Source organism: Streptomyces sp. NPDC046876 (assembly GCF_040645035.1).
Lineage (GTDB): Bacteria > Actinomycetota > Actinomycetes > Streptomycetales > Streptomycetaceae > Streptomyces.
The window spans coordinates 19,290-39,519 of record NZ_JBEYXK010000054.1 but is presented as its reverse complement, the minus strand read 5'-3'; the positions used below and the strand labels follow the sequence as shown (position 1 = coordinate 39,519).

Below are 20,230 nucleotides of genomic sequence, written 5' to 3'. Positions count from 1 at the left end.
CGTCTACCTGTTCGAGGGGATTCGTCGGGCGGAGTCGTTTGGCCGGGTGCGGCCGGGTAGACGGGTAGACATGTCCGGCAGTGCGGAGGGGAGGGAGCGTGCCGTGGGTGTGACGGGGATGTACGGGGACGTCGGCGCGGAAGCGGAGGTGGAGGCGGGCGCGGGCTCGGGGGCGGGCGCGGGCCTGCTTGCGGGCGGGGGCGTGCAGCCGGGTGCGGGGGCCGGGGGTGTGGGGCGGCGGTCGCTGTGGCAGGAGGAGCCGGCCCGGCGGCGCCGGCTGCCGGATCCGGTGCGGGAGTCGGCGGTGCGGGCGGTGCTGATCGTCGCCGTCATGCTGACGGAGGCGACGATCACCTTCTTCCTGATGCTCACCGGCTCCTGGCTCGCCTTCCCGATGGGGCTCGGCGCCATAGCGGGAACCGTGGTGGCCACGTGGGGCGTGCTGGACGTACTGATCACCCGGCAGATGTGGAACCAGCGCAACGGGGTGGTGTCGGAGCCGAGCAGCACCGCGCGCAGCCTGCGCCGCGAGACCCGGCGGGCCCGCCGGGAGGCCCGGACCGCGGCGGACGGCCGGGCGGGCCGCATACCGCGGGGCGGTGCGAGCGGCCCCGGCGGCCGGCCGGCCGTGTGGCCCGCGGCCCCGGCGGGCGCGGACGGGCGCTACCGGGCCGGCTCCGGCCGCGGCTGACCCGCCCGCGCGGCCCGGGGACGGACTGCCCGGGGATGACGGGCTGCCCGGGGACGGGCCGGGCGGGGACGGGCCGCGCGGGGACGGATCAGGCGGTCGCGGTGGACCGGCGGAACATGCGGGTGGCCGTGATCTCGCCGTGGATCGTCTCGCCCTCGGCGGTCTGCTGGGGCAGACCGGGGCGCAGGTGCTCCTCGACGCTGATGTACTTCAGGCCCGCCCGCAGGTCGGCGTCGTTGCGCAGCCGGATCACCAGCGGGAACTCGGCCAGTGCCGTGGTGTCGAACAGGCCCGTGGTGTAGAGGAGCTGGACGCCGAGGGCGTCCGAGACGGCCCGCTGGAGCTCCAGCAGGTACGTGGCGTTGGCGCGCCCGATGGGGTTGTCGAGGAACAGCGTGCCCGCGTGGCGGTGCTTGTCGCGGCCGCGGTCGTTGCTGCGCAGGGCCGCCATCGTGCAGTAGAGGGCGATCGCGGCGGTCAGCAGCTGCCCGCCGGAGAAGACGTCGCCCATCTGGCCGACGGGGACGCGCTCGGCGCGCAGCACGGCATCGGGCTTGAGGATCTCCACCGAGACCCCCTTGGGCTCCAGGGCCGCCTGGACGCCGCGCAGCAGCAGGGACATCCCGTCGCGCCGGCCCTCGCCGAAGGAGGAGCCGCCGTTCTTCTTCACGGCGGTGCGGGTGGCGTCGTCGATGACCTCGCCGAGGCGTTCGGTGAGGGTGGCCTGGTCGGGCTCCTCGAAGCGGATGCGCAGGAACTCCTGGCCCGACCATTCGCCGAGGCCCTCGGGCAGGCGGGAGAGGCGCTGGGCGGAGCGCAGGGTGGCCAGGGCGGATTCGACCAGTCCGCGCAGCCGGTCGACGATGCTGTCGCGATTGCGCTCCAGCTGGGCGAGCTCGTCGGTGAGGACGCGCAGGCGGGGCGCGAAGGCCGCCGCCCAGGCCGCAGCGTGCTCGGGCAGCGCGGAGGCGGGCAGTTCGCGGATCTGCTGGCGCGCGGGGGTGCGTACCTGCTCGTAGCGGGTGGCGTTGGCGTGGCGGACCAGGATGTCGCTCGCCTCGCGGACGGCGGCCTCGGCGCCGGAGAGGTCGGCGGCGCAGCCGCGCAGGGAGCGGCGGGTCTCGGCGGCGGACTGCCGGGCCTCCTCCAGGGTGCCCGGGTAGGGGGCCGGCTCCTGCTCCTCGTCCTGCGGGGCGTGATCGCGCAGGAGGTCCCGCAGCAGGGCGGCGGTCTCGTCGAAGCCGCCGGCGCCGTCCTCGGCGGTGCGGTGGGCGCGCAGCAGGTCGGCGTGGGCGGCCCGGGCGGTCTCGACGGCCGCGGTGTGGGCGGCGAGCTGGGCGGTGGCGGTGCGCAGGAGGCCCTGCGCGTGGTCGACGTCCTCGGGGACGAGCTCCTCGGGCAGGTCGGTGTGGGCCTCGCCCTCGGCGGGGGCGTGGCGTTCGGCCTCGCCGCGCAGCCGGCCGAGCTGCTCGCTGGCGGCGGAGGCGCGGGTCTCCAGCATCTGCACGAGGGCCTCGGCGCGGGCGGCGGCGGCCTGGCGGGAGGGGCCGTCGGCTCCGTCGGTGCCTTCCAGGAGCTGGGCGGCGCGGGTGCGGACCTTGTTGGTGAGGCGGTCGAGCTCGGCGAGGGCGGCGCTCTCCTCGCCCTCGGCGCGGGCCTGGTCGGCGCGCAGGTCGGCGCCGACGCCGACCTTCTCGTAGAGCTGGGAGGCGGCCCGGTAGGCCTCGCGGAGGTCGGGCAGCGGGCGGTGGCCGGCCGCGGCGGCGTCGTCCTCTGGGAGGGCCTCGGGGGCGCCGGCGATCTCGGCGCGCTCGGCGCGCAGGGCGCGGGCGGTGCGGCGGGCGTCGTCGGCGGCGCGCTGGGCGGCGCGGCGGTCCTCGTCGGCGGCGCGGGCGCGGTCCAGGCAGATCTCGGCGCGGGCCTCGGACTCGGCGGCCTCGTCGGCGAGTTCGCGGACCTTGGCCTGCCAGCCGGCGCGTTCGCGCAGGCGGAAGGCGAGGCCGGCGAGGGCGTCGGCGGCGCGGCGGGCGCGCTGGGCGGTGTCCTGGCGCTCGTCGCGGACGCGGGTGGCGTCGGCGGCGGCCTCGTCGGCCTCGGCGCGGGCGGTGCGGGCCTCGGCGAGCTCGGCGTCGGCCTCCTCGGCGAAGGCGCGGGCGGCCTCGGCCTGCCGGGCCAGCTCGGCGAGGCGGCCGGGCGGGCAGCCGGTGCGCCAGGAGGCGAGGCGGGCGGCGAGTTCGCGGTCCCCGGCGAGGCGGGCGGCCAGCTCGCGGATCTCGGTGTCGCGGGCGGTGGCGCGGGTGCGCAGCGCCTGGCGCTCCTCGTCGGCGGCGTGCTCGTCGTGCATGGCCGGGTTCGGCGGGACGATGAAGATGCCGGAGGCGCCCGGGTCGGCGGGGCCGTCGGCCGGGGGCAGGGGGGCGAGGAGGGCGGCGGCGGTGCCGACGGCGACGGTGGAGCGGGGCAGCAGGGCGGCGCCGCTGAGGACCTCGCGGGCGCGGGAGTGGGTGTCGGGGTCGGTGATGACGACGCCGTCGACGAGTTCCGGGCGGGCCGCGAGGACGGCGGCGTGGTCGGCGGGGTCGACGGACTGGGCGAGGTAGCGCCAGCCGGGCAGGGCCGGGATGCCGTGCTCGCCGAGGTACTCGACGGTGGCGAGGACATCGGGGCCGGGCGGCAGGAGCCCGCCGTCGCCGAGGGCGCCGAGGATGCGGGCGTCGTCGGCGGCGGCGGTGCGCAGGTCGAAGAGCTGGCGTTCGGCGGAGGCGACCGCGTCGGTGAGCAGCGTGCGCAGCTCGTCGGCGCCGCGGTCGAGGTCCTCGGCGGTCAGTGCGCCGGCAGGGGCTTCGGGCGCGGGGGCGCCAGTGGCGGTGCCGCCCTCGGCGCGCGGGTGCGGGACGCGGGCCGGGTCGGAGGCCGAGGCAGCGGCCTGGCCCGGGGCCGAGGGGAGGCCCAGGAGGGCGGCCAGGCGGGGGGATGCGGCCAGCGAGGCGGCGGCCTGCTGCTCCGCGGCGTGGGCGGCTTCGGCGGCGTCGGCCGCGTCCGCGGCGCGGGCGGCGGTGAGTTCGGCCCGGGATTCCGCGGCGGCGGCCTCCCGGGCGGTGTCGGTGGCGGCGCGGGCGGCCTCGCGGGCCTCGTCCCAGGCGGCCACGGCGGCGGTCTCGGCGTCGCTGGCGGCGAGGGCGGCGCGCGCGGGGTCGGCGTCGGGCGCGGAGTCGTCGAGCCAGCCGGCGCGGACGGCCTCGGCGGTCTCCTGCTGGACTTCGGCGAGCCGGGCGCGCAGGTGCTCGGCTTCGCTGCGGGCGCGCTGGGCGGCGGTCGCGGCGGCGGTGGCGTCGCGGTGGGCGGCCTCGCCCGCGGCCTGGAGGGCGGCGGAGCGTTCCTCCTCCTCGTTGGCCAGGTTCTCGCCGTTCTCGGCGGCGGTGTGCAGGGCGCGTACGAGGGCGGCGGCGGCCGTGGCGCGGGCGGCTAGGGCCGGGGCGGCGTCCCGTTCGGCCTCCAGGATCGCGGCGGCGACCCGGGCGGAGCGGTCGGCGGCGGCCCGGTGGCGCAGCACGATCTCGGCGGCCTGCCAGGCGGCGTGCAGGGTGCGGGCCTCGAGGAGTTCGCGGCGCTGCGCGGCGGCGGCCTTGTCGGCGACGGTCAGGGCCAGGGAGGCGTGCCGGTAGGCGAGTTCGGCGGAGACGGCGGCGCTGCGCTCGCGGGCGGACTCGGCGGCCGTGACGGCGTGGGCCGCACCGGTGACGCGCTGGGCGAGCTCGGCGGCCCGGCCGCGCTCCTCGGCGGCGCGGGCGGAGAGCCGGCGGACGAGGGTGCGGGTGCGGCGCTCGGCCCCGGCGTGGACGTCGCGGAGCCGGGAGCGGGTCGCGGCGGCCTCGACGATCCTGTTCAGGAGGTCCACCGAGCCGGCGGTGAAGTCGCGTTCGGCCATGAGCTCGGCGCGGCGGCCGAGCTTGTTGCCGAAGCCGTGCACGAGGTCGGCGAGGCCGTCGGTGTCGCGGGTGTCGGTGACGGCGCGCAGCAGCAGGTCGGTGAAGTCGGAGTCCTTCTTGACCGCGAAGAGGCCGGCGGCCTCGCCCTCGTCGGCGTTCATCTCGCGCTGGTAGCGGAAGAGTTCGGGGTCGAGGCCGAGCTCGGTCAGGTGCTCGTTCCAGCGGTCGTGGATCTCCTCGAAGTACACCTCGAGGTGCGGGTAGGCCTTGCCCGCCTCGGTGAGGGCGTCGCGGAAGCCCTTCATGGTGCGGCGCCGGCCCTGCGCGCCGGAGGCGCCCTCGACGGGCGGGCGCACGGCGGTCGCCTCGGCGACGGGGAGGTTGTCGAGGCTCAGACCGGGGCCCGGGCGGAAGGAGTACCAGGCCTCGGCGAACTTGCGCGGGTCGTTGGAGACCTGGCGGCCGCGCCATTCGCTGACCTTGCCGACGACGACGCACTCGCCGGTCTGGGTGTGCTGCCACTCCAGGGCGACGTGGCCGCAGTCGTCGGCGAGCAGGAACTTGCGCAGGACGCCCGAGCTGGCCCCGCCGAGGGTGTTGCGGTGGCCTGGGAGCATGACCGAGAAGATCAGCTTGAGCAGGACGGACTTGCCGCCGCCGTTCTCCAGGAAGAGGACGCCGGCGGGCGCGGGGCGGCGCGGCGGGCCGGTGGGCTCGTCCTCGAAGAACTCCGCCTGGGTGGGCGCCGGGTGGGGCACCGGCTCTCCGACTCCGCGCAGGTCGAGCACGGTGTCGGCGTAGCGTGCGCCGGCGGGCCCGATGGAGTAGAGGCGGATCCGGGACAGCTCGTACATGGCGGCGGGCTCTCGTGGTGTCTGGTGGGTGGTACGGGAGGCGGGGTCTCGGGCGCGTGGGGGACGGGCCCGGGGGGCTCAGGCGTGGAAGGGGAGGCCGGCGTCGGGCGCGAGCTCCAGGTCGTCGCCCTCGGGCGGCGGGAGGAGGCTGGCGGTGCCGTCGCTGACGGGGACCACGCCGAGCTCCAGGAGCTCGGCCATGGCCGCGCTGCCCGCCATGTCGCGGACCTGGAGCTGGTAGCGGGGGGTGGTGCGGTAGGTGCCGCCGGCGTCGTCCCCGGTCCGCTGGAGGAAGCCGGAGTCGGTGAGGAAGGCGGTGGCCTTGCCGACGATGCCGGTGGTGGAGCCGGCGAGGCGGCGGGCGTCCTTGGTGGCGCCGGTCGCGCTGCGGCGGGCATAGACGCGCCAGGCGGCTTCGAGACCGGGGGCGTCGCTGGCCGGGTCGGTGTTCTCGCCGAGCTCCTCGGCCCGCTCCTCCAGGCGGCGGCAGGCCTGGCGGACGAATGCGTCGACGCCGTTGACGGTGACGCGGCCGATGTAGCCGTCGTCGGCGAGGTCCTCGGGGCGCGGGAAGGCGAGGGCGGCAACGGCGAGGTGGGCGAGGCCGTGCAGGAAGCGGTCGCCGGAGTCGGCGGTGGTGCGGCGGGCGTAGTCGCCCATGCGGACGGCGAAGACGGAGTCCTCGCCGGCGGCGACGGCCATGCCGGCGCGCGGCGAGACCTCCAGGACGACGAGGCCGAGGCCGGTGGCGACGGCGTCGGCGAGGCGGCCGAAGGCGGGGTCCTCGCGGTAGCGGCGCAGCAGCTCGGCGTACTCGGCGTCGCGGGCGGGCAGCAGCTTGGGCTGCAGGCCGAACGCGACGAGCCGGGCCGCGTCCGCGGCGTCGGCGGGGGTCACGTGTGAGCCGGCCGGGGCCGGAGCCGACGGCGCGTCGGGCTCGCTCCACGCGGGGTGCTCGGCGTGGTGGTCGCTCACGGGTACTGCCTCTCGTACGGTGCGGCTGCCGGGACGGGCGCGCTCACGGGGACGGGGTGGTGCGGGGCGGCGGCACCGGCTTCCGGCCGCGGGCGGTGCCGGGCCGGCGGGGTCCGCGGGACCGACAGGGCCGACGGGACCGACAGGACCGGCGGACCCGACAGGGCCGACGTGACCGGCGGACCCGACAGGGCCGACGTGACCGGCGGACCCGACAGGGCCGACGTGACCGGCGGACCCGACAGGGTCTGCGGGGGTGTCATGCCGCCTCCGTGCGGTCCGCGGTCATGGCGGCCGCGTCCAGCAGGGCGGTGCCCACGATCAGGTCGGCGCCGCCGAACTCGGGGTCGTCGAGCTGCGTACCGTCGTCCACGGCGAACAGCAGCCGCTCCTCGCCCTGCCGGTAGGCGGTGCCGACGGCCGGGCTGGCCGCGTGGACGGCCAGCAGGGCCACCAGGTACGGCAGGTCCGGGTCGCTGCGCCGGGCCTCGGCGAGCAGTCCGGACAGGCGGCGCGGGGCGTCGTGCGGCAGGTCCAGCAGCTCCATCGCGGCGGCGAGCTGCTCCTCGCTGAAGCGGCTGTCGTCGGGGGTGGCGATGAGGTCGGGCTCGGGCATCTCGGCGCCGAGGTGCTCGCGCTCCACCGGCGGGGTGAGCAGTATCTCCACCAGGTCCGCGACCCGTACGGAGACGGGCGTGCGCAGGCCGGTGCCGCGGGCGAAGAAGGCGTCGGTGACGCGCGTGGCGTCGGCGACGGGCAGCGGCAGGACGGGGGCGACCAGCTGTCCGTACAGGTCGATGCCGGAGCGGGGTGCGGGCGCGGCGAAGGCCTGGCGGTCCTGCTCGGCGCGGAACAGCGGTCCGGCGTCGAGCAGCCGGGACTGCAGCTGGGTGTGGCGGCGGATGCAGTCCTTGACGATGTCGACGAGCTCGGCGGCGCGCCGCTTGTTCTCGGGCTCCTCCGCCTCGTCGCGGGCCTTGCGGATGTTGGTGAGGATCGCGTTCTCGTGCCGGTAGCGGTCGGCGACGTGGTCGAGGGCCTCCTCGATCATGTCGGGCACGGACTGGAGCCAGTCCACGGCGCGCACGTTGCGCCGGGTGGCGTCGAGAGTGCGGCGCAGGGTCTCGGCGTACTGCACGGTGCGGTAGCGGGCCTGCTCGGCGGCGAGCTGGGCGTCCGCGAGGCGGCCCCGGCTGACGAGGACCTCCAGCTTGACCTCGGCGGCGATCTGGGCGCTGGTGACGTCGGTGTCGAGGGCGCCGACCAGGACGTTGACGGCCTCGTCCGTCGTGCGGAGGTAGACGGCGCCGCCGTAGCCGGGGACCTCCTCGATCAGCTTGAAGTCGTAGTCGCGGCGGACGTAGACGCCGTCGGGGCCGAAGGTGCCGTAGATCGCGCGGAAGCCGCGGTCGACGCTGCCGACGTTGATCAGGTTCTCCAGCACCCAGCGGGCCACCCGCTCGTGCTCGGCGGTGGGCCGGTGCGGGGCCTGGGCGGCGACGCGCGGCAGCAGCCGGGCCACTATCTGCTCGTGGTCGGCGCCGGTGTCGAAGTCCATGTTCAGCGTGACCAGGTCGATCGCGGCGAGCGCGACCTCCGCCATCGCGTAGATCCCGTACTCGCCGGCGAGGTTGGCCTTGCGGACGTCGAGGTCGTGCAGCGGGGCGGTGCAGGCGAGCGCGCGCAGCCGCCGGGCCAGGCCCTCGTCGGCGGCCGGGCCCGGCGCCGGGGAGGGGATGGGCTTCGCCGGGGCAGGGAGAGTCACGGACAAAGATTAGGCGCTGACACGGACAACATCCCAAACGGCATGGTTCGGCCGGATCGGTCCGGGGGCGGCGGGCGGGCGCCCACCGCGCGGTGCGCGTTGTTCTACGCTCACGCCATGGCTTCCATGATCACACCTCTGATCGATCTCAACGCCGACCTGGGTGAGGGTTTCGGGCGCTGGACGCTGACCGACGACGAGGCCCTGCTGTCCGTCGTCACGAGCGCCAACGTCGCCTGCGGCTTCCACGCCGGGGACCCCTCCATCATGCGGCGGGTCTGCGAGCTGGCCGCGCAGCGGGGCGTGCGGATCGGCGCGCAGGTGTCGTACCGCGATCTGGCAGGCTTCGGGCGGCGCGCGATGGACGTGCCGGCGGGCGAGCTCGCGGACGAGGTGGCGTACCAGATCGGGGCGCTGGAGGTCTTCGCCCGTGCGGCCGGCTCCAGGGTGTCGTACGTGAAACCGCACGGTGCGCTGTACAACCGCACCGTGTACGACGCCGACCAGGCGGGCGCGGTGGTGGCCGGCATCCGCATGGCGGCGGCCGCGGCCGGGGGCGGTGGCCTGCCGGTGCTGGGCCTGCCCGGGTCGCTGCTGCTGGCCGCCGCGGAGGCGGCCGGGCTGACCCCCGTACCGGAGGCCTTCGCGGACCGGGCGTACACCGCTGCCGGGACGCTGGTGCCGCGCGGCGAGCCCGGGGCGGTGGTCCACGACCCTGACGCGGTGGTCGCGCGGGCGGTGGCGATGGCGGCCGAGGGCGCCGTGACGGCCGCGGACGGCTCGCGGGTCGCGGTGGCGGCCCGGTCGCTGTGCCTGCACGGGGACACCCCGGGTGCGGCGGGGCTCGCGCTGCGGGTGCGCGGGGCGCTGGTGGAGGCGGGCGTGCGCGTGGAGGCCTTCGCGTGAGGGCCGTGGTGGTGGGCGGCGAGGCGGTGCTGGTCGAGCTGGACTCGGCGGCCGAGGTGGCCGCCCTCCACGCGGAGGTGCTGCGCCGGCGCGCGGCGGGCGAGCTGGGGGGTCCGGCGGGCAAGCTGGGCGGTGCGGCGGGCGGGGGCGTACGCGATGTGGTGCCGGCCGCGCGGACGGTGCTGCTGGACGGCGTACGGGAGCCTGCGGCGCTGGCCGAGCGGATCGTGCGCTGGGAGGTGCCGCCGCTCGAGGAGACGCAGGGGCCGCTGGTCACCGTCCCGGTGCGGTACGACGGGCCGGACCTCGCGGAGGTGGCCCGGCTGTGGGGCACGGCCGAGCGGGAGGTGGCGGAGGTCGTCGGCTCGGTGGTGTTCCGGGTGGCGTTCTGCGGGTTCGCTCCCGGGTTCGGGTACCTGACCGGGCTGGCGGAGCGCTTCCACCTGCCGCGCCGGGCCACGCCCCGGACGGCCGTCCCTGCGGGCTCGCTGGCGCTGGCGGGCGAGTACGCCGGGGTGTATCCGCGCTCCTCCCCCGGCGGCTGGCAGCTGATCGGGACCACGGAGGCGGTGCTGTGGGACCCGCAGCGCGAGCCGGCGGCGCTGTTCGCGCCGGGGGTACGGGTGCGGTTCGAGGAGGTGGCGGGATGAGCGGGGGCTCTGTGGCTGCGGTGACGCTGGAGGTGGTCCGGCCGGGTGCGCTGACCACGGTCCAGGACCTGGGCCGGCCCGGGTACGCGCACCTGGGCGTACCCCGGTCCGGCGCCCTGGACGCGGGAGCGTACGCCCTGGCCAACCGGCTCCTGGGCAACCCCCCGGACACGGCCGCGCTGGAGACCACCGTGGACGGGGTCGGGCTGCGGGTGCTGGGCCCGGCCGGGAGCGCGGTGACCGCGGCCGTCACCGGTGCGCCGTGTGCGGTACGGATCTCCGGTCGCCCGGCGGCCTGGGGAGCGCCGGTCCGGGTCCCGGCGGGGGCGGTGCTGGAGGTCGGCCGGGCGGAGTCGGGGGTGCGCAGCTACGTCGCCGTCCGGGGAGGCCTGGGCGTGCCGCCGGTGCTGGGCAGTCGCTCCACGGACCTGCTGTCCGGGCTGGGCCCGGCCGTACCGGTGGCGGGGACGGTGCTGCCGGTCGGCCCGGCCGGACCGGGCCCGGTCCGCGGGGCGGACGCGCTGCGGGTGCCGGGGGCTCCGGCCGAGCTGGTGCTCCCGCTGGGGCCGGGGCCGCGGGCGGACTGGTTCGAGCCGGCTTCGCTCGCCGCGCTGTGGCGTTCGGTGTACCGGGTGTCCCCGGCGTCGAACCGGATCGGACTGCGCACCGAGGCCGGACCGCCGCTGGCCCGCGCCCGGTCCGGGGAGCTCCCGAGCGAGGGGATGGTCCTGGGCGCGGTACAGGTCCCGCCGGACGGCATGCCGGTGGTCTTCCTCGCGGACCACCCCGTCACGGGCGGCTACCCGGTGGTCGGCGTGGTCCCGCAGGGCCCGGCCCTGGACGCAGCGGCCCAGGCCCGCCCGGGAACGCCGCTGCGGTTCGTCCGGGCGGCGGGACGGCGGTAGGGGCGGCGGCTGAGGCCCCCCTGGGGGCGGGTTGGAGGGCTGCTGGGCGGTGCCTCGTAGGAACAGGGGCAGGCACGGGAGGGTCAGGGAGTGGCCCCGGGCCCCGCCCGGCAGGCCGGGCCCGTCCCGCGCACCGGTGCCCGCCGCTGCTGCCGGCCCGGTGGCCGGGCGCGGTCGTCGGGGATCGCCCGATCCGCTCCCGGCGAACCGTCCGGCCTCGGCCGCGGGTGTGGCACTCGTCGGCCGCCGGTTCCCGTGGCGCCGCGGGCCGGGCTGCTCCCGTCCCTTCGCCCCGCCGACCCGGCCGACCCGCCCCCGCCCCTACACCGCTGATTCGGGGGTGATGCGGCTGCGGACCGCCGACTGGACGTCTTCCTCCTCCGCCGGGTCCGTGGCCAGGCGGCGCAGGCGCGGGGTCACGCGGGCGTCGGCGGTTTCGGCGTGGCGGGCCGCGACCTCGCGCGTGGTCTCCTCGCAGTCCCAGAGGCACTCCACCGCGAAGCCCGCCGCGAACGTCGGGTCCGTGCCCGCCAGGGCGCGGGCCGCGCGGCCGCGCAGGTGGGACGAGGCCGTCTCGCGGTAGATGTGGCGCAGCACCGGTGCCGCGCAGCCGATGGAGAGCCGGCCGGCCCCGTCGACGAGGGCGAACAGGCGCGGGGAGTCCGGGCCGGAGCCGCGGACGGTGGAGCGCAGGGCGCCCAGGACGAGCCCGGTGTCCTCGGCCCCGCCGTGGGCGGCGAGGAGCGCGGCGGCTGCTTCGCCGAGGGCGTCGGGGCGGTGGGCCCAGCTGCGGGCGCGGTCGACGGCGGCGGGGCCGCACATGCGCTCGTAGGCGGCGACGGCGGCTTCGTCCGCGGCGGCTTCGATGAGGTCGAGGACGGCCGGGTTCTCGGGTTCGGCGAGGACCAGGTGGTGCAGGGCGGTGGCGCGGGCGGCGTCCCCGTGGGCTCCGGCGGCCGCGGCGAGGATGGTGCCGCGGTCCTCGGGGGAGGCGACGGCGGCCAGACAGCGCGCGGCGGGCACGTGCAGCGGGGTGCCGCGGCGCAAGCCGTCGGCGGCCCAGTCGAAGACGGCCTGGACGCCCCAGCCGGGCCGGGGCCCGTTGGGGGTGAGCTGTCGCTGCCAGCGGTCGAAGGAGCCCTGGCGGCGGGCTGCGGCGAGGCGCTCGCCGTGCTCGGCGGTCTCCTCCCACAGGCACCAGGGCCGGGGCTCGTAGGCGTCGCGGACGGCGGCGGCCAGCCGCGCCTCGCCCTCCGCGGTGGCGGGGAAGCGGGCGAGGACGGGTGCGGCGAGGGACAGCAGTCCCTCGTCGTCGTCGCGCAGGGCGAGCTCGTCGAGGGCCCAGGCCCAGTTGGCTCCGGCGGCGGCGTACCTGCGCAGCAGGATGAGCGCGTCGTCGCGGCCGTACGAGGCGAGGTGGCCCAGGACGGACAGGGCGAGGCCGGTCCGGTGTTCGCAGTCGTCGACGAGGTCGTCGGCGCTGAAGAGGTGGCTTTCGATCTCGCCCAGCGGTCCGTCGAGGTCCAGGTACAGGCGGGCGTAGTACAGGGAGCGGTTCTCTACCTGCCAGTCCTGGCGCGGGTCACGGAGCACGCATTGGTTGAGGGCCGCGAGGGCCTCGGCCCGGGGGGCCGCGAGGGCGTGCAGGGTGCCGTCGCCGCGGCCCCGCTGGAGGAGCCCGAGCAGGGTGCCGCTTGGCGCTATGACTGGTTCGAACATGGGAATGGCCTCAAATCAAGCTGGGGACGCAACCGGGAATCAGGGTTCACAGGGCCGCGTAACAGCATGTGAGGACGTTCGCCGTCGTGTTCCGCTCGATGTAGACCATTGCCTTCTCACTCTCGTCGGTGCTTCGCGGCCAGGGCGGCCGGTTCTCGGCAGCAGGTGGGCTCGGACACCCTTCGCGTCCTGCCCCCTCCTGCCCGTCCGCCGTGGTCGCGAATCGAATCCGACGCCATGATGACCCAGCCGGTTTGTGCGCCGCGACCACATTTACGGCCGCCGTGACCAACCCGTGAGGTCGGTGGCCGATCGGAGCATGCCAGGTCACGGCCAAAACCGGAATGTTTGGCTCCGACTGCTTGCCCTAGTTGGCCCCGAACAGCTCCAGCAGTTCGGCCTTGGCGAACATGCGGGCCGTGTCCACGGCGGACGGGGTGCCGGCGTGCGGGTCGGCGCCCGCGGCGAGCAGGGCGCGGATGACGGCTTCCTCGCCCTTGAAGACGGCTCCGGCCAGCGGGGTCTGGCCGCGGTCGTTGGCGCGGTCGGCCTCGGCGCCCCGCTGGAGCAGGGCGGTGACGGTGTCGGCGTGGCCGTGGTAGGCGGCCAGCATGACGAGGGTGTCGCCGCGGTCGTTGGTGAGGTTGGCCGGGACCCCGGCGTCGAGGTAGGCGGCGAGCGTCGCGGTCTCGCCCTGGCGGGCGAGGTCGAAGATCTTGGTGGCGAGCTCGATGACGTCCTCGTCGGGTGCCTCGGGCGCCTCGGCAGCCTCGGGAGTCGCGGGGGCCTCGGGAGTCTCGGGGGCGTCGTGGGAGCCGGGGGAGCCGTTTCCGGTGGGCTGGTGCTCGCTCATCGTTCGTGCCGCCTTTCACAGGACTGGAGGGCAGGGGTGTGCACGGGCTGCGTCCGTACGGGTGAATCGCCAGAGTAGCGCCCGGACCTGCACATACGGGGTGCAGGTCGAGGCAAGGATGCCGGTTGGGGCCCGATCGGCGCAGGTGGGACGCGGCGGGTCGGGAGCCGGTGCGCCGGCCGGCCGGAGCCGGGGGCGATGCCGGTGTGCGGCGGCTCCGCCAGCCGGCGTGGGCCGGTCAAGTGAAACGGAGCGGAATTCACCCGTACGCACCTTTTATCGCATTGATACTTCCTGTGAGCCTGGGACAACTGATGGTGACTGTCCCCACTCACCAGGAGAACTCATGATCCTGTCCATCTCGGGCGTCGTCCTGCTCGGCATCATCGCCTTCCTGTTCTTCAAGAAGGACGGAATGAAGCTGTCGCACGCCTTCACCTGCGCGCTGTTCGGCTTCTTCCTCGCGGGTTCCGCCATCGCCCCCAGCATCACGGCGAGCACGGCGAGCCTCGCGAGCCTGCTCGGCGGGATCAAGCTCTAGCCGCCCGCCCCTCCCGCCCCACCCCGACTCCAGGAGACGCCCGTGGCCCGGCGCCCGCTCCCCCGCATCCTCCTCAGCGGCATCCCGTCGCCGGCCCGGGGGCGCGAGCTTGCCCGCGCGGCAGCCGACCACGCCACGGACGTCCTCCATCCGCTGCTGGTCATCGGGCGCGGCCTGCGCCTCCTGGCCGCGGCGGGGCGGCGCCGGTGGGCCGGTACCCCCAAGGACAAGCGCGGTCCCGCGCTGTTCCTCGGCGCCGCCTGCGTCCTCGTGGTCGCGCTCGTCCCGTATGGGCCCCTGCTCACGCTCAGCACCCTGATGGCGGCGGCCGCGTGGCAGGGCCGCGAGCGCGCCCCGGTCAAGGCGGGACCCACTCCCGCCGAGGCCCAGCGGCTGGGCGCGCTGTACGAGGCGCTCGTGCCGTACTTCTCGATCCCGGAGGATCCCAATCCGCTCTTCGTCCACGGCGGGGACTGGGCCCGGGCCTTCAGCGGGTACGCGTTCGACGGCACGGGCCGCATCACGCGGCTGTGCATCCGCTACCCGGCCTACTTCACCGACGGCGAGGCGGCCTCGCGGGCCCGGATCGAGGCCCTGCTGCACGCGAAGTCCGGGCGCGGCCGGGAGTACCACTTCGACTGGGACGAGGAGGGCAACGAGCTCGTCCTGAGGGTGCTGGCCGCCCTCCCGACCGGGATCGCCGTGCAGCCGTTCGTCACCTCGCCCGGGGAGACCGTGCTCGGCTTCACCGACGCGGACGGGGTACGGCGCACGCTGCCCGTCCTGGAGGACGGCGAGCCGCGGGACGTGCCGCCGGTGATCTGGCGCACCGGGCCGCGCTCCACCGAGCCGCACCTGCTGGCGGTGGGCCAGCCTGGCAGCGGGGCCTCGACGCTGCTGCGCTCGATCGCACTGCAGGCGCTGGCGCACGGGGGCGACGTACTGGTGGTGGAGGGCGGGGGCAGCGGGGAGTTCGCCTGCCTGTCGGGCCGCAGCGGCGTGCTCGCCGTGGAGAGCGGGCCGGCCGGGGCGCTGGCCACCCTGGAGTGGGCCGCGCACGAGACCGAGCGGCGGCTGATCGCGACCCACCGGGCGCGGGAGGCGGGCCGTCCGGCGCCGGACGACACCCGGCGGCCGCTGTGGATCCTCCTGGACCGGCCCAGCGTGCTCGCGCACCTCGCGGCCGCCGAGGGCTCCCCCGACCCGCTGGTGCGGCTGCAGGTGCCGCTGCGGCACGGGCGCGCGGTGCACATCACCGTGGCGGTGGCCGAGCAGTTCGACCACCTGGAGCTGCTGGACGATGCGGTACGGCAGCACGCGCGAGCCCGCGTCGCGCTGGGGGCGGCCTCGGTCCGGCAGCTCACGGAGGTACTGGGGCTGCCGCCGCACACCACGCCTACGGCGCACGTGCCGCCGGGCCGCGGCTACGTGCGGCTCGGGACGGGTCCGGTGCACCGGCTGCAGGTGCCCGCGGCCCCGGACCCGTACGACGACGCCGCGCCCCCGGCGCACCGCCAGGCGGTGCTGGAGCTGCTGCCCGGGCGGCCGCCGGTGGCCGCGGCCGGCCCGGGGCGGGTCGGCATGGGCAAGCCGCTGCAGGCCCAGCCCCCGGCCCAGGGGCCCCCGGTCGACGCCGCCGCGCTGCCGGAGATCCCGGCCGAGGCCCCGTAAAAGCGCCCGCGGTCAGGCCACGAAGGTGCGCGGGGGTTCTGCACCGCTGCTGCCCGCGCCGGTGCCGACCAGGCGGGCGGCCGCCGCGAGGCGGGCCGCGGCTTCCTCGGCGACCGGGCCGCCGACGGTGAACGGGAGGCGGACGTAGCCCTCGAAGGCCCCGTCCACGCCGAACCGCGGGCCCGAGGGGACCCGTACGCCGACCCGCTCCCCGACCTCGGCCAGCCGCGAGCCGGAGAGCCCGCCGGCCCGGGCCCACAGGGTGAGGCCGCCCTGCGGGACCTCGAACTCCCAGTCGGGCAGCTCCCGGCGGACGGCGGCGACCAGCGCGTCGCGGTTCTCGCGGGCCTGGCCGCGGCGGATCTCCACGGCGTCCTCCCAGCCGCCGGTCCGCATGAGCCAGTTCACGGCGAGCTGCTCCAGCACGGGCGTGCCGAGGTCGGCGTAGGCGCGGGCCGCGACCAGGCTGCGGATGACGTCGGGCGCCGCACGGACCCAGCCGATCCGCATGCCGGCCCAGAAGGCCTTGCTGGCGGAGCCGACGGTGATCACGGTGGAGCCGGCCGGGTCGAAGGAGCAGACGGGCCTCGGCATCTCCAGGCCGGGGTCGAGCTGGAGCTCGGCCATGGTCTCGTCGACGACGAGCACGGTGCCGGCGGAGCGGGCGGCCTCGACCATGGCCCGGCGCTGCTCGGCGGAGGCGAGGGCGCCGGTGGGGTTGTGGAAGTCGGCGACGACGTAGGCGAGGCGGGGGGCGGCGTCGCGCAGCACCTGGCGCCAGGTGCCGAGGTCCCAGCCGGCGAGCCCGTCGGCCATGGCGACCGGGACGAGGCGCAGGCCGGCGGCGCGCATCAGCTGGAGGATGTTGGCGTAGGAGGGGGATTCGACGGCGATGCGCTCGCCGCGGCCCGCGAAGAGGCTGCAGATGGCGTCCATGGCGCCCATGGCCCCGGTGGTGACCATGATCTGCTCGGGCATGGTGGCGATGCCGCGCTCGGTGTAGCGGTCGGCGAGCATGCGGCGCAGGGCGGGCAGCCCGGCTGGGTAGTCGCCGTGGGTGTGGGCGTACGGCGGGAGCTCCTCCAGTGCGCCCTGCACGGCCTTGGTGAGCCAGGGCTCGGGGGCCGGGAGGGCGGCGCAGCCGAGGTCGATCATGGAGCCGAGGGATTCGGGCGGCAGGGGCTCCAGGCCCCGGGCGGGCAGCGGGTTCCCGGCGGGGACGGAGGTCCAGCTGCCGGCGCCGCGGCGGGATTCGAGGAAGCCCTCGCCGCGCAGGGCCTCGTAGGCGGCGGCGACGGTGGTGCGGGAGACGGAGAGGGCGACGGCGAGCTCGCGCTCGGCGGGGAGCCGGGCGGCCACCGGGACGCGGCCTTCGAGGACGAGCAGGCGGATGCCGTCGGCCAGCGACCGGTACGCGGGGAGCTTGCGCGCGCCGGGGAGGCCGGGCCGTTCCTGCTGGGAGGTGATGAGCCGTGCGAGCTGTGCGGCGCCCACCGCCGAGGTCCACTCCGCCATGCCGTCCGGTCCACCTTCGTCGAATTGGCCCCCGAGGGCGCGGGTTGCGCCCGGGATTGGATTGGCCTTGCCGCCTCAGGGTGCCACGGGAGGGGCCGCGGGACCAGGGGCGGGGGCGGGCAGGGGCGGGCAGAGCCGGCCGGCGGCCTGTCGGCGGCCCGCGGACAGGCCCGCGGCCGCCCCGCCGACAGCCCGGCCGGGCCGGCCGGGCGCGTTCACCGAGGGGCCACCGTGCGGCCACCGGGCCGCCACCGGGTGGCCGCGGGGTGCAGGCCTGGAGGAGGCATACTGCCGCCGTGACGCACGCACCCCTTCGCCATCCCTATCTGGACCACCCGGCCCCCATCCCCTTCGCGCACCGCGGGGGCGCCGCGGACGGGCTGGAGAACACCGCCGCCGCCTTCCGGCGGGCCGCCGACGCCGGCTACCGGTACTTCGAGACCGATGTGCACGCCACGGCCGACGGGAAGCTGGTGGCCTTCCACGACGCGACCCTGGACCGGGTCACCGACGGCCGGGGCCGGATCGCGGAGCTGGCGTGGAAGGAGCTGCGCGGGGTCCGGGTGGGGGGCGGCGAGCCGCTGCCGCTGTTCGAGGAGCTGCTGGAGGAGTTCCCCGACGCCCGCTGGAACATCGACGTCAAGGCCGAGTCGGCGCTGCTCCCGCTGGTCAACCTGATCGCCCGGGCGCGGCTGTGGGACCGGGTGTGCGTGGGTTCGTTCTCGGAGAGCCGGGTGGCCCGTGCGCACCGGCTCGCCGGGCCGCGGCTGGCGACCTCCTACGGGGTGCGCGGCGTGATGGGGCTGCGGCTGCGGTCCTGGGCGATCCCGGCGGCGCTGCGCGCCGGGGCGGTGGCGGCGCAGGTGCCAGAGCGGCAGGGCGGGATCCCGGTGGTCGACCGGAGGTTCGTACGGGCCGCGCACGAGCGGGGTCTGCAGGTGCACGTGTGGACCGTGAACGAACCGGAACGCATGGAGGCTCTCCTCGACCTGGGAGTCGATGGCATCATGACCGACCGGATCGACATCTTGCGCACGGTGCTGGACCGGCGCGGGGCCTGGGCCTGACTAGGGCTGCGGGGCTGCGCGCGGGTGCCCGCGGGCCGTGCGGTACGGGGACCAGCGAGGGGGCACTGATGAGTGCGCAGACCACGGACGAAGCGGAAGCCGGTTCCGAGGACGGCAGACGGGCCGCGGAGGCGGCTGCTGAACGCAAGCGGGAGCAGCGCGGCTGGTACTTCTACGACTTCGCGGTGTCGGTGTACTCGGCGAGCGTGCTCACGGTGTTCCTCGGGCCGTACCTGACCTCCGTGGCGAAGGCCGCGGCGGACGCCGAGGGCTATGTGCACCCGCTGGGGATCCCGGTGCGGGCCGGGTCCTTCTTCGCGTACTCGGTGTCGGCGTCGGTGATCCTCGCGGTGCTGGTCATGCCGCTGGCGGGTGCACTCGCGGACCGGACGGGCCGCAAGAAGCCGCTGCTGGCGGTGGCCGCGTACACGGGCGCCGCGGCGACGACCGGAATGTTCTTCCTGGGCGGCGAGCGCTACCTGCTGGGCGGGCTGCTGCTGATCATCGCGAATGCCGCGCTGTCGGTGTCGATGGTGCTCTACAACGCCTACCTGCCGCAGATCTCCACGCCCGACGAGCGCGACACGGTCTCCTCGCGGGGCTGGGCCTTCGGCTACACCGCGGGCTCGCTGATGCTGGTGGCGAACCTCGCGCTGTACCTGGGCCACGACGGGTTCGGCCTGTCCGAGGGCGCGGCGGTGCGGATCTGCCTGGCCTCGGCGGGCCTGTGGTGGGGGGCCTTCGCGGTGATCCCGCTGCGCCGGCTGCGGGACCGGGCGGTCGTCCGGGAGCCGGGTGCGGAACCGGCGGTGAGTGGCTGGAAGCAGCTGGTGGCGACGCTGAAGGACATGCGGCGCTATCCGCTGACGCTGTCGTTCCTGCTGGCGTACCTGATCTACAACGACGGCGTGCAGACCGTGATCTCCCAGGCGTCGGTGTACGGCTCGGAGGAGCTGCAGCTGGAGCAGTCCACGCTGATCGGGGCGGTGCTGCTGGTGCAGGTCCTGGCGGTGGGCGGGGCCCTCGCAATGGGCCGGCTGGCCCGGACGTACGGGGCGAAGCGGACGATCCTCGGCTCGCTGGCGGCGTGGGCGCTGACGCTGGGGGCCGGGTACTTCCTGCCGGCCCGGACCCCGGTGTGGTTCTTCGCCCTCGCCTCGATGATCGGGCTGGTGCTGGGCGGCAGCCAGGCGCTGTCGCGTTCGCTGTTCTCTCACCTGGTGCCGGCGGGCAAGGAGGCGGAGTACTTCTCCGCGTACGAGATGAGCGACCGCGGGCTGAGCTGGGTCGGGCCGCTGGTGTTCGGCCTGACGTACCAGGTCACGGGCAGCTACCGGGACGCGATCATCTCGCTGGTGGTCTTCTTCGCACTGGGTTTCGTGCTGCTGGCGCGGGTGCCGGTGCGGCGCGCGGTGGCCGCGGCGGGCAATCCTGTTCCCGAGCGCATCTGACCGCGTCCGCGCCGATCACGTTTCAGGACACGGTCCGCGTCCGCCCGGCACACGCTCCGGGGCCGGATCTTCATGCGAATTCCGAACGGATTTCGACGTTGAAGCAAAGGGCCGGTAGTGTACGCCTTTGGCCTGCCAGGCGGAGCGTTACTGCGCGCTGAAGAAGTATAGACGTTGGGTGACATCTGCTGCCAGATGTGACAAAACGGGCATTGGTGGGTACAACAAGGGGCGGCACGACGGGCGACGCATCACCCGGAGCGGGAATCTATACCGCCGACCGGACGTTGACCGGATGACGACGACAGCGACACCTGTCCTGTGGGCGACAAGCCCGGGAGGCACGATTCATGAGTGAGCGAGCTCTCCGCGGTACGCGGCTCGTGGTTACCAGCTACGAGACGGACCGCGGCATCGATCTGGCCCCGCGCCAGGCGGTGGAGTACGCATGCCAGAACGGACATCGATTCGAGATGCCGTTCTCGGTTGAGGCAGAGATTCCGCCGGAGTGGGAGTGCAAGGCGTGCGGCGCCATGGCACTCCTGGTCGACGGGGACGGGCCCGAGGAGAAGAAGGGCAAGCCCGCGCGAACGCACTGGGACATGCTCATGGAGCGGCGTACCCGCGAGGAGCTGGAGGAGGTCCTGGCCGAAAGGCTGGCGGTCCTTCGTTCCGGCGCCATGAACATCGCCGTGCATCCGCGGGACAGCCGCAAGTCCGCCTGACGGCCGGACGAAG

General features: G+C 75.9%; 16 protein-coding genes. 9 read left to right on the top strand and 7 right to left on the bottom strand.

Annotated features, from left to right (window positions below; genetic code table 11):
• The first annotated feature begins 103 nt into the window (after positions 1-103).
• Positions 104-691, top strand: a complete 588-nt coding sequence (locus ABZ924_RS24925; RefSeq protein ID WP_361913797.1) for a hypothetical protein — start codon at positions 104-106, stop codon at positions 689-691.
• Between the two features lie 88 nt (positions 692-779).
• Here the strand turns inward: ABZ924_RS24925 and ABZ924_RS24920 are convergent, their stop codons facing one another.
• The 4 genes from ABZ924_RS24920 to ABZ924_RS24905 form a co-directional block, all read right to left on the bottom strand.
• The gene (locus tag ABZ924_RS24920; protein ID WP_361913794.1) at positions 780-5,474 is read right to left on the bottom strand and encodes a hypothetical protein; all 4,695 of its coding nucleotides are present in this window, start codon (positions 5,472-5,474) and stop codon (positions 780-782) included.
• Between the two features lie 78 nt (positions 5,475-5,552).
• The gene (locus ABZ924_RS24915) at positions 5,553-6,449 is read right to left on the bottom strand and encodes a hypothetical protein (RefSeq protein ID WP_361913791.1); all 897 of its coding nucleotides are present in this window, start codon (positions 6,447-6,449) and stop codon (positions 5,553-5,555) included.
• A complete protein-coding gene (locus ABZ924_RS24910) occupies positions 6,446-6,712 on the bottom strand; it encodes a hypothetical protein (protein ID WP_361913789.1) in 267 nt (88 codons plus the stop codon). Before ABZ924_RS24910 ends, ABZ924_RS24915 begins: the two co-directional genes overlap by 4 nt.
• Positions 6,709-8,214, bottom strand: coding sequence for a hypothetical protein (locus ABZ924_RS24905; RefSeq protein WP_361913786.1), 1,506 nt, complete (start codon positions 8,212-8,214; stop codon positions 6,709-6,711). Before ABZ924_RS24905 ends, ABZ924_RS24910 begins: the two co-directional genes overlap by 4 nt.
• A gap of 126 nt (positions 8,215-8,340) precedes the next feature.
• On the opposite strand from ABZ924_RS24905, the gene ABZ924_RS24900 reads away from it, so the two are divergent.
• Genes ABZ924_RS24900 through ABZ924_RS24890 form a run of 3 tightly spaced genes read left to right on the top strand, consistent with a single transcriptional unit; the run spans position 8,341 to position 10,675 of the window.
• Positions 8,341-9,120: a 5-oxoprolinase subunit PxpA gene (locus ABZ924_RS24900; protein WP_361913819.1), complete on the top strand. Its 780-nt coding sequence runs from the start codon at positions 8,341-8,343 to the stop codon at positions 9,118-9,120.
• The gene (locus ABZ924_RS24895) at positions 9,117-9,770 is read left to right on the top strand and encodes an allophanate hydrolase subunit 1 (RefSeq protein ID WP_361913783.1); all 654 of its coding nucleotides are present in this window, start codon (positions 9,117-9,119) and stop codon (positions 9,768-9,770) included. The genes ABZ924_RS24900 and ABZ924_RS24895 overlap by 4 nt, the downstream gene beginning before the upstream one ends.
• A complete protein-coding gene (locus tag ABZ924_RS24890; protein WP_361913780.1) occupies positions 9,767-10,675 on the top strand; it encodes a biotin-dependent carboxyltransferase family protein in 909 nt (302 codons plus the stop codon). Before ABZ924_RS24895 ends, ABZ924_RS24890 begins: the two co-directional genes overlap by 4 nt.
• A gap of 321 nt (positions 10,676-10,996) precedes the next feature.
• Here ABZ924_RS24890 and ABZ924_RS24885 read toward each other — a convergent pair whose 3' ends face one another.
• Positions 10,997-12,394, bottom strand: coding sequence for a HEAT repeat domain-containing protein (locus ABZ924_RS24885; RefSeq protein ID WP_361913777.1), 1,398 nt, complete (start codon positions 12,392-12,394; stop codon positions 10,997-10,999).
• A 367-nt stretch (positions 12,395-12,761) separates the two neighbouring features.
• Entirely contained in the window at positions 12,762-13,247 is a 486-nt protein-coding gene (locus tag ABZ924_RS24880; protein ID WP_361913774.1) for an ankyrin repeat domain-containing protein, read from the bottom strand.
• Positions 13,248-13,593: 346 nt separating this feature from the next.
• Between ABZ924_RS24880 and ABZ924_RS24875 the strand changes: the two genes are divergently transcribed.
• Both ABZ924_RS24875 and ABZ924_RS24870 read left to right on the top strand, forming a co-directional pair.
• Complete coding sequence (locus ABZ924_RS24875; protein ID WP_361913771.1) at positions 13,594-13,788, top strand: hypothetical protein; 195 nt, start codon at positions 13,594-13,596, stop codon at positions 13,786-13,788.
• A 42-nt stretch (positions 13,789-13,830) separates the two neighbouring features.
• Entirely contained in the window at positions 13,831-15,459 is a 1,629-nt protein-coding gene (locus ABZ924_RS24870) for a hypothetical protein (RefSeq protein ID WP_361913768.1), read from the top strand.
• 12 nt (positions 15,460-15,471) lie between these two features.
• Here the strand turns inward: ABZ924_RS24870 and ABZ924_RS24865 are convergent, their stop codons facing one another.
• Positions 15,472-16,974, bottom strand: a complete 1,503-nt coding sequence (locus tag ABZ924_RS24865) for a PLP-dependent aminotransferase family protein (RefSeq protein ID WP_361913765.1) — start codon at positions 16,972-16,974, stop codon at positions 15,472-15,474.
• A gap of 296 nt (positions 16,975-17,270) precedes the next feature.
• On the opposite strand from ABZ924_RS24865, the gene ABZ924_RS24860 reads away from it, so the two are divergent.
• The 3 genes from ABZ924_RS24860 (at position 17,271) to ABZ924_RS24850 (ending at position 20,217) form a co-directional block, all read left to right on the top strand.
• The gene (locus ABZ924_RS24860; RefSeq protein WP_361913762.1) at positions 17,271-18,041 is read left to right on the top strand and encodes a glycerophosphodiester phosphodiesterase; all 771 of its coding nucleotides are present in this window, start codon (positions 17,271-17,273) and stop codon (positions 18,039-18,041) included.
• 68 nt (positions 18,042-18,109) lie between these two features.
• A complete protein-coding gene (locus tag ABZ924_RS24855) occupies positions 18,110-19,492 on the top strand; it encodes an MFS transporter (protein ID WP_361913759.1) in 1,383 nt (460 codons plus the stop codon).
• A 350-nt stretch (positions 19,493-19,842) separates the two neighbouring features.
• Complete coding sequence (locus tag ABZ924_RS24850) at positions 19,843-20,217, top strand: RNA polymerase-binding protein RbpA (protein ID WP_007262928.1); 375 nt, start codon at positions 19,843-19,845, stop codon at positions 20,215-20,217.
• Positions 20,218-20,230 lie beyond the last annotated feature (13 nt).

Bases quoted from the DNA above. Each gene is read 5' to 3' on its own strand.
- ABZ924_RS24920 (WP_361913794.1), bottom strand. From the start codon at position 5,474: ATGTACGAGCTGTCCCGGATCCGCCTCTACTCCATCGGGCCCGCCGGC.
- ABZ924_RS24910 (WP_361913789.1), bottom strand. From the start codon at position 6,712: ATGACACCCCCGCAGACCCTGTCGGGTCCGCCGGTCACGTCGGCCCTG.
- ABZ924_RS24900 (WP_361913819.1), top strand. From the start codon at position 8,341: ATGATCACACCTCTGATCGATCTCAACGCCGACCTGGGTGAGGGTTTC.
- ABZ924_RS24890 (WP_361913780.1), top strand. From the start codon at position 9,767: ATGAGCGGGGGCTCTGTGGCTGCGGTGACGCTGGAGGTGGTCCGGCCG.
- ABZ924_RS24885 (WP_361913777.1), bottom strand. From the start codon at position 12,394: ATGTTCGAACCAGTCATAGCGCCAAGCGGCACCCTGCTCGGGCTCCTC.
- ABZ924_RS24880 (WP_361913774.1), bottom strand. From the start codon at position 13,247: ATGAGCGAGCACCAGCCCACCGGAAACGGCTCCCCCGGCTCCCACGAC.
- ABZ924_RS24875 (WP_361913771.1), top strand. From the start codon at position 13,594: ATGATCCTGTCCATCTCGGGCGTCGTCCTGCTCGGCATCATCGCCTTC.
- ABZ924_RS24865 (WP_361913765.1), bottom strand. From the start codon at position 16,974: ATGGCGGAGTGGACCTCGGCGGTGGGCGCCGCACAGCTCGCACGGCTC.
- ABZ924_RS24855 (WP_361913759.1), top strand. From the start codon at position 18,110: ATGAGTGCGCAGACCACGGACGAAGCGGAAGCCGGTTCCGAGGACGGC.
- ABZ924_RS24850 (WP_007262928.1), top strand. From the start codon at position 19,843: ATGAGTGAGCGAGCTCTCCGCGGTACGCGGCTCGTGGTTACCAGCTAC.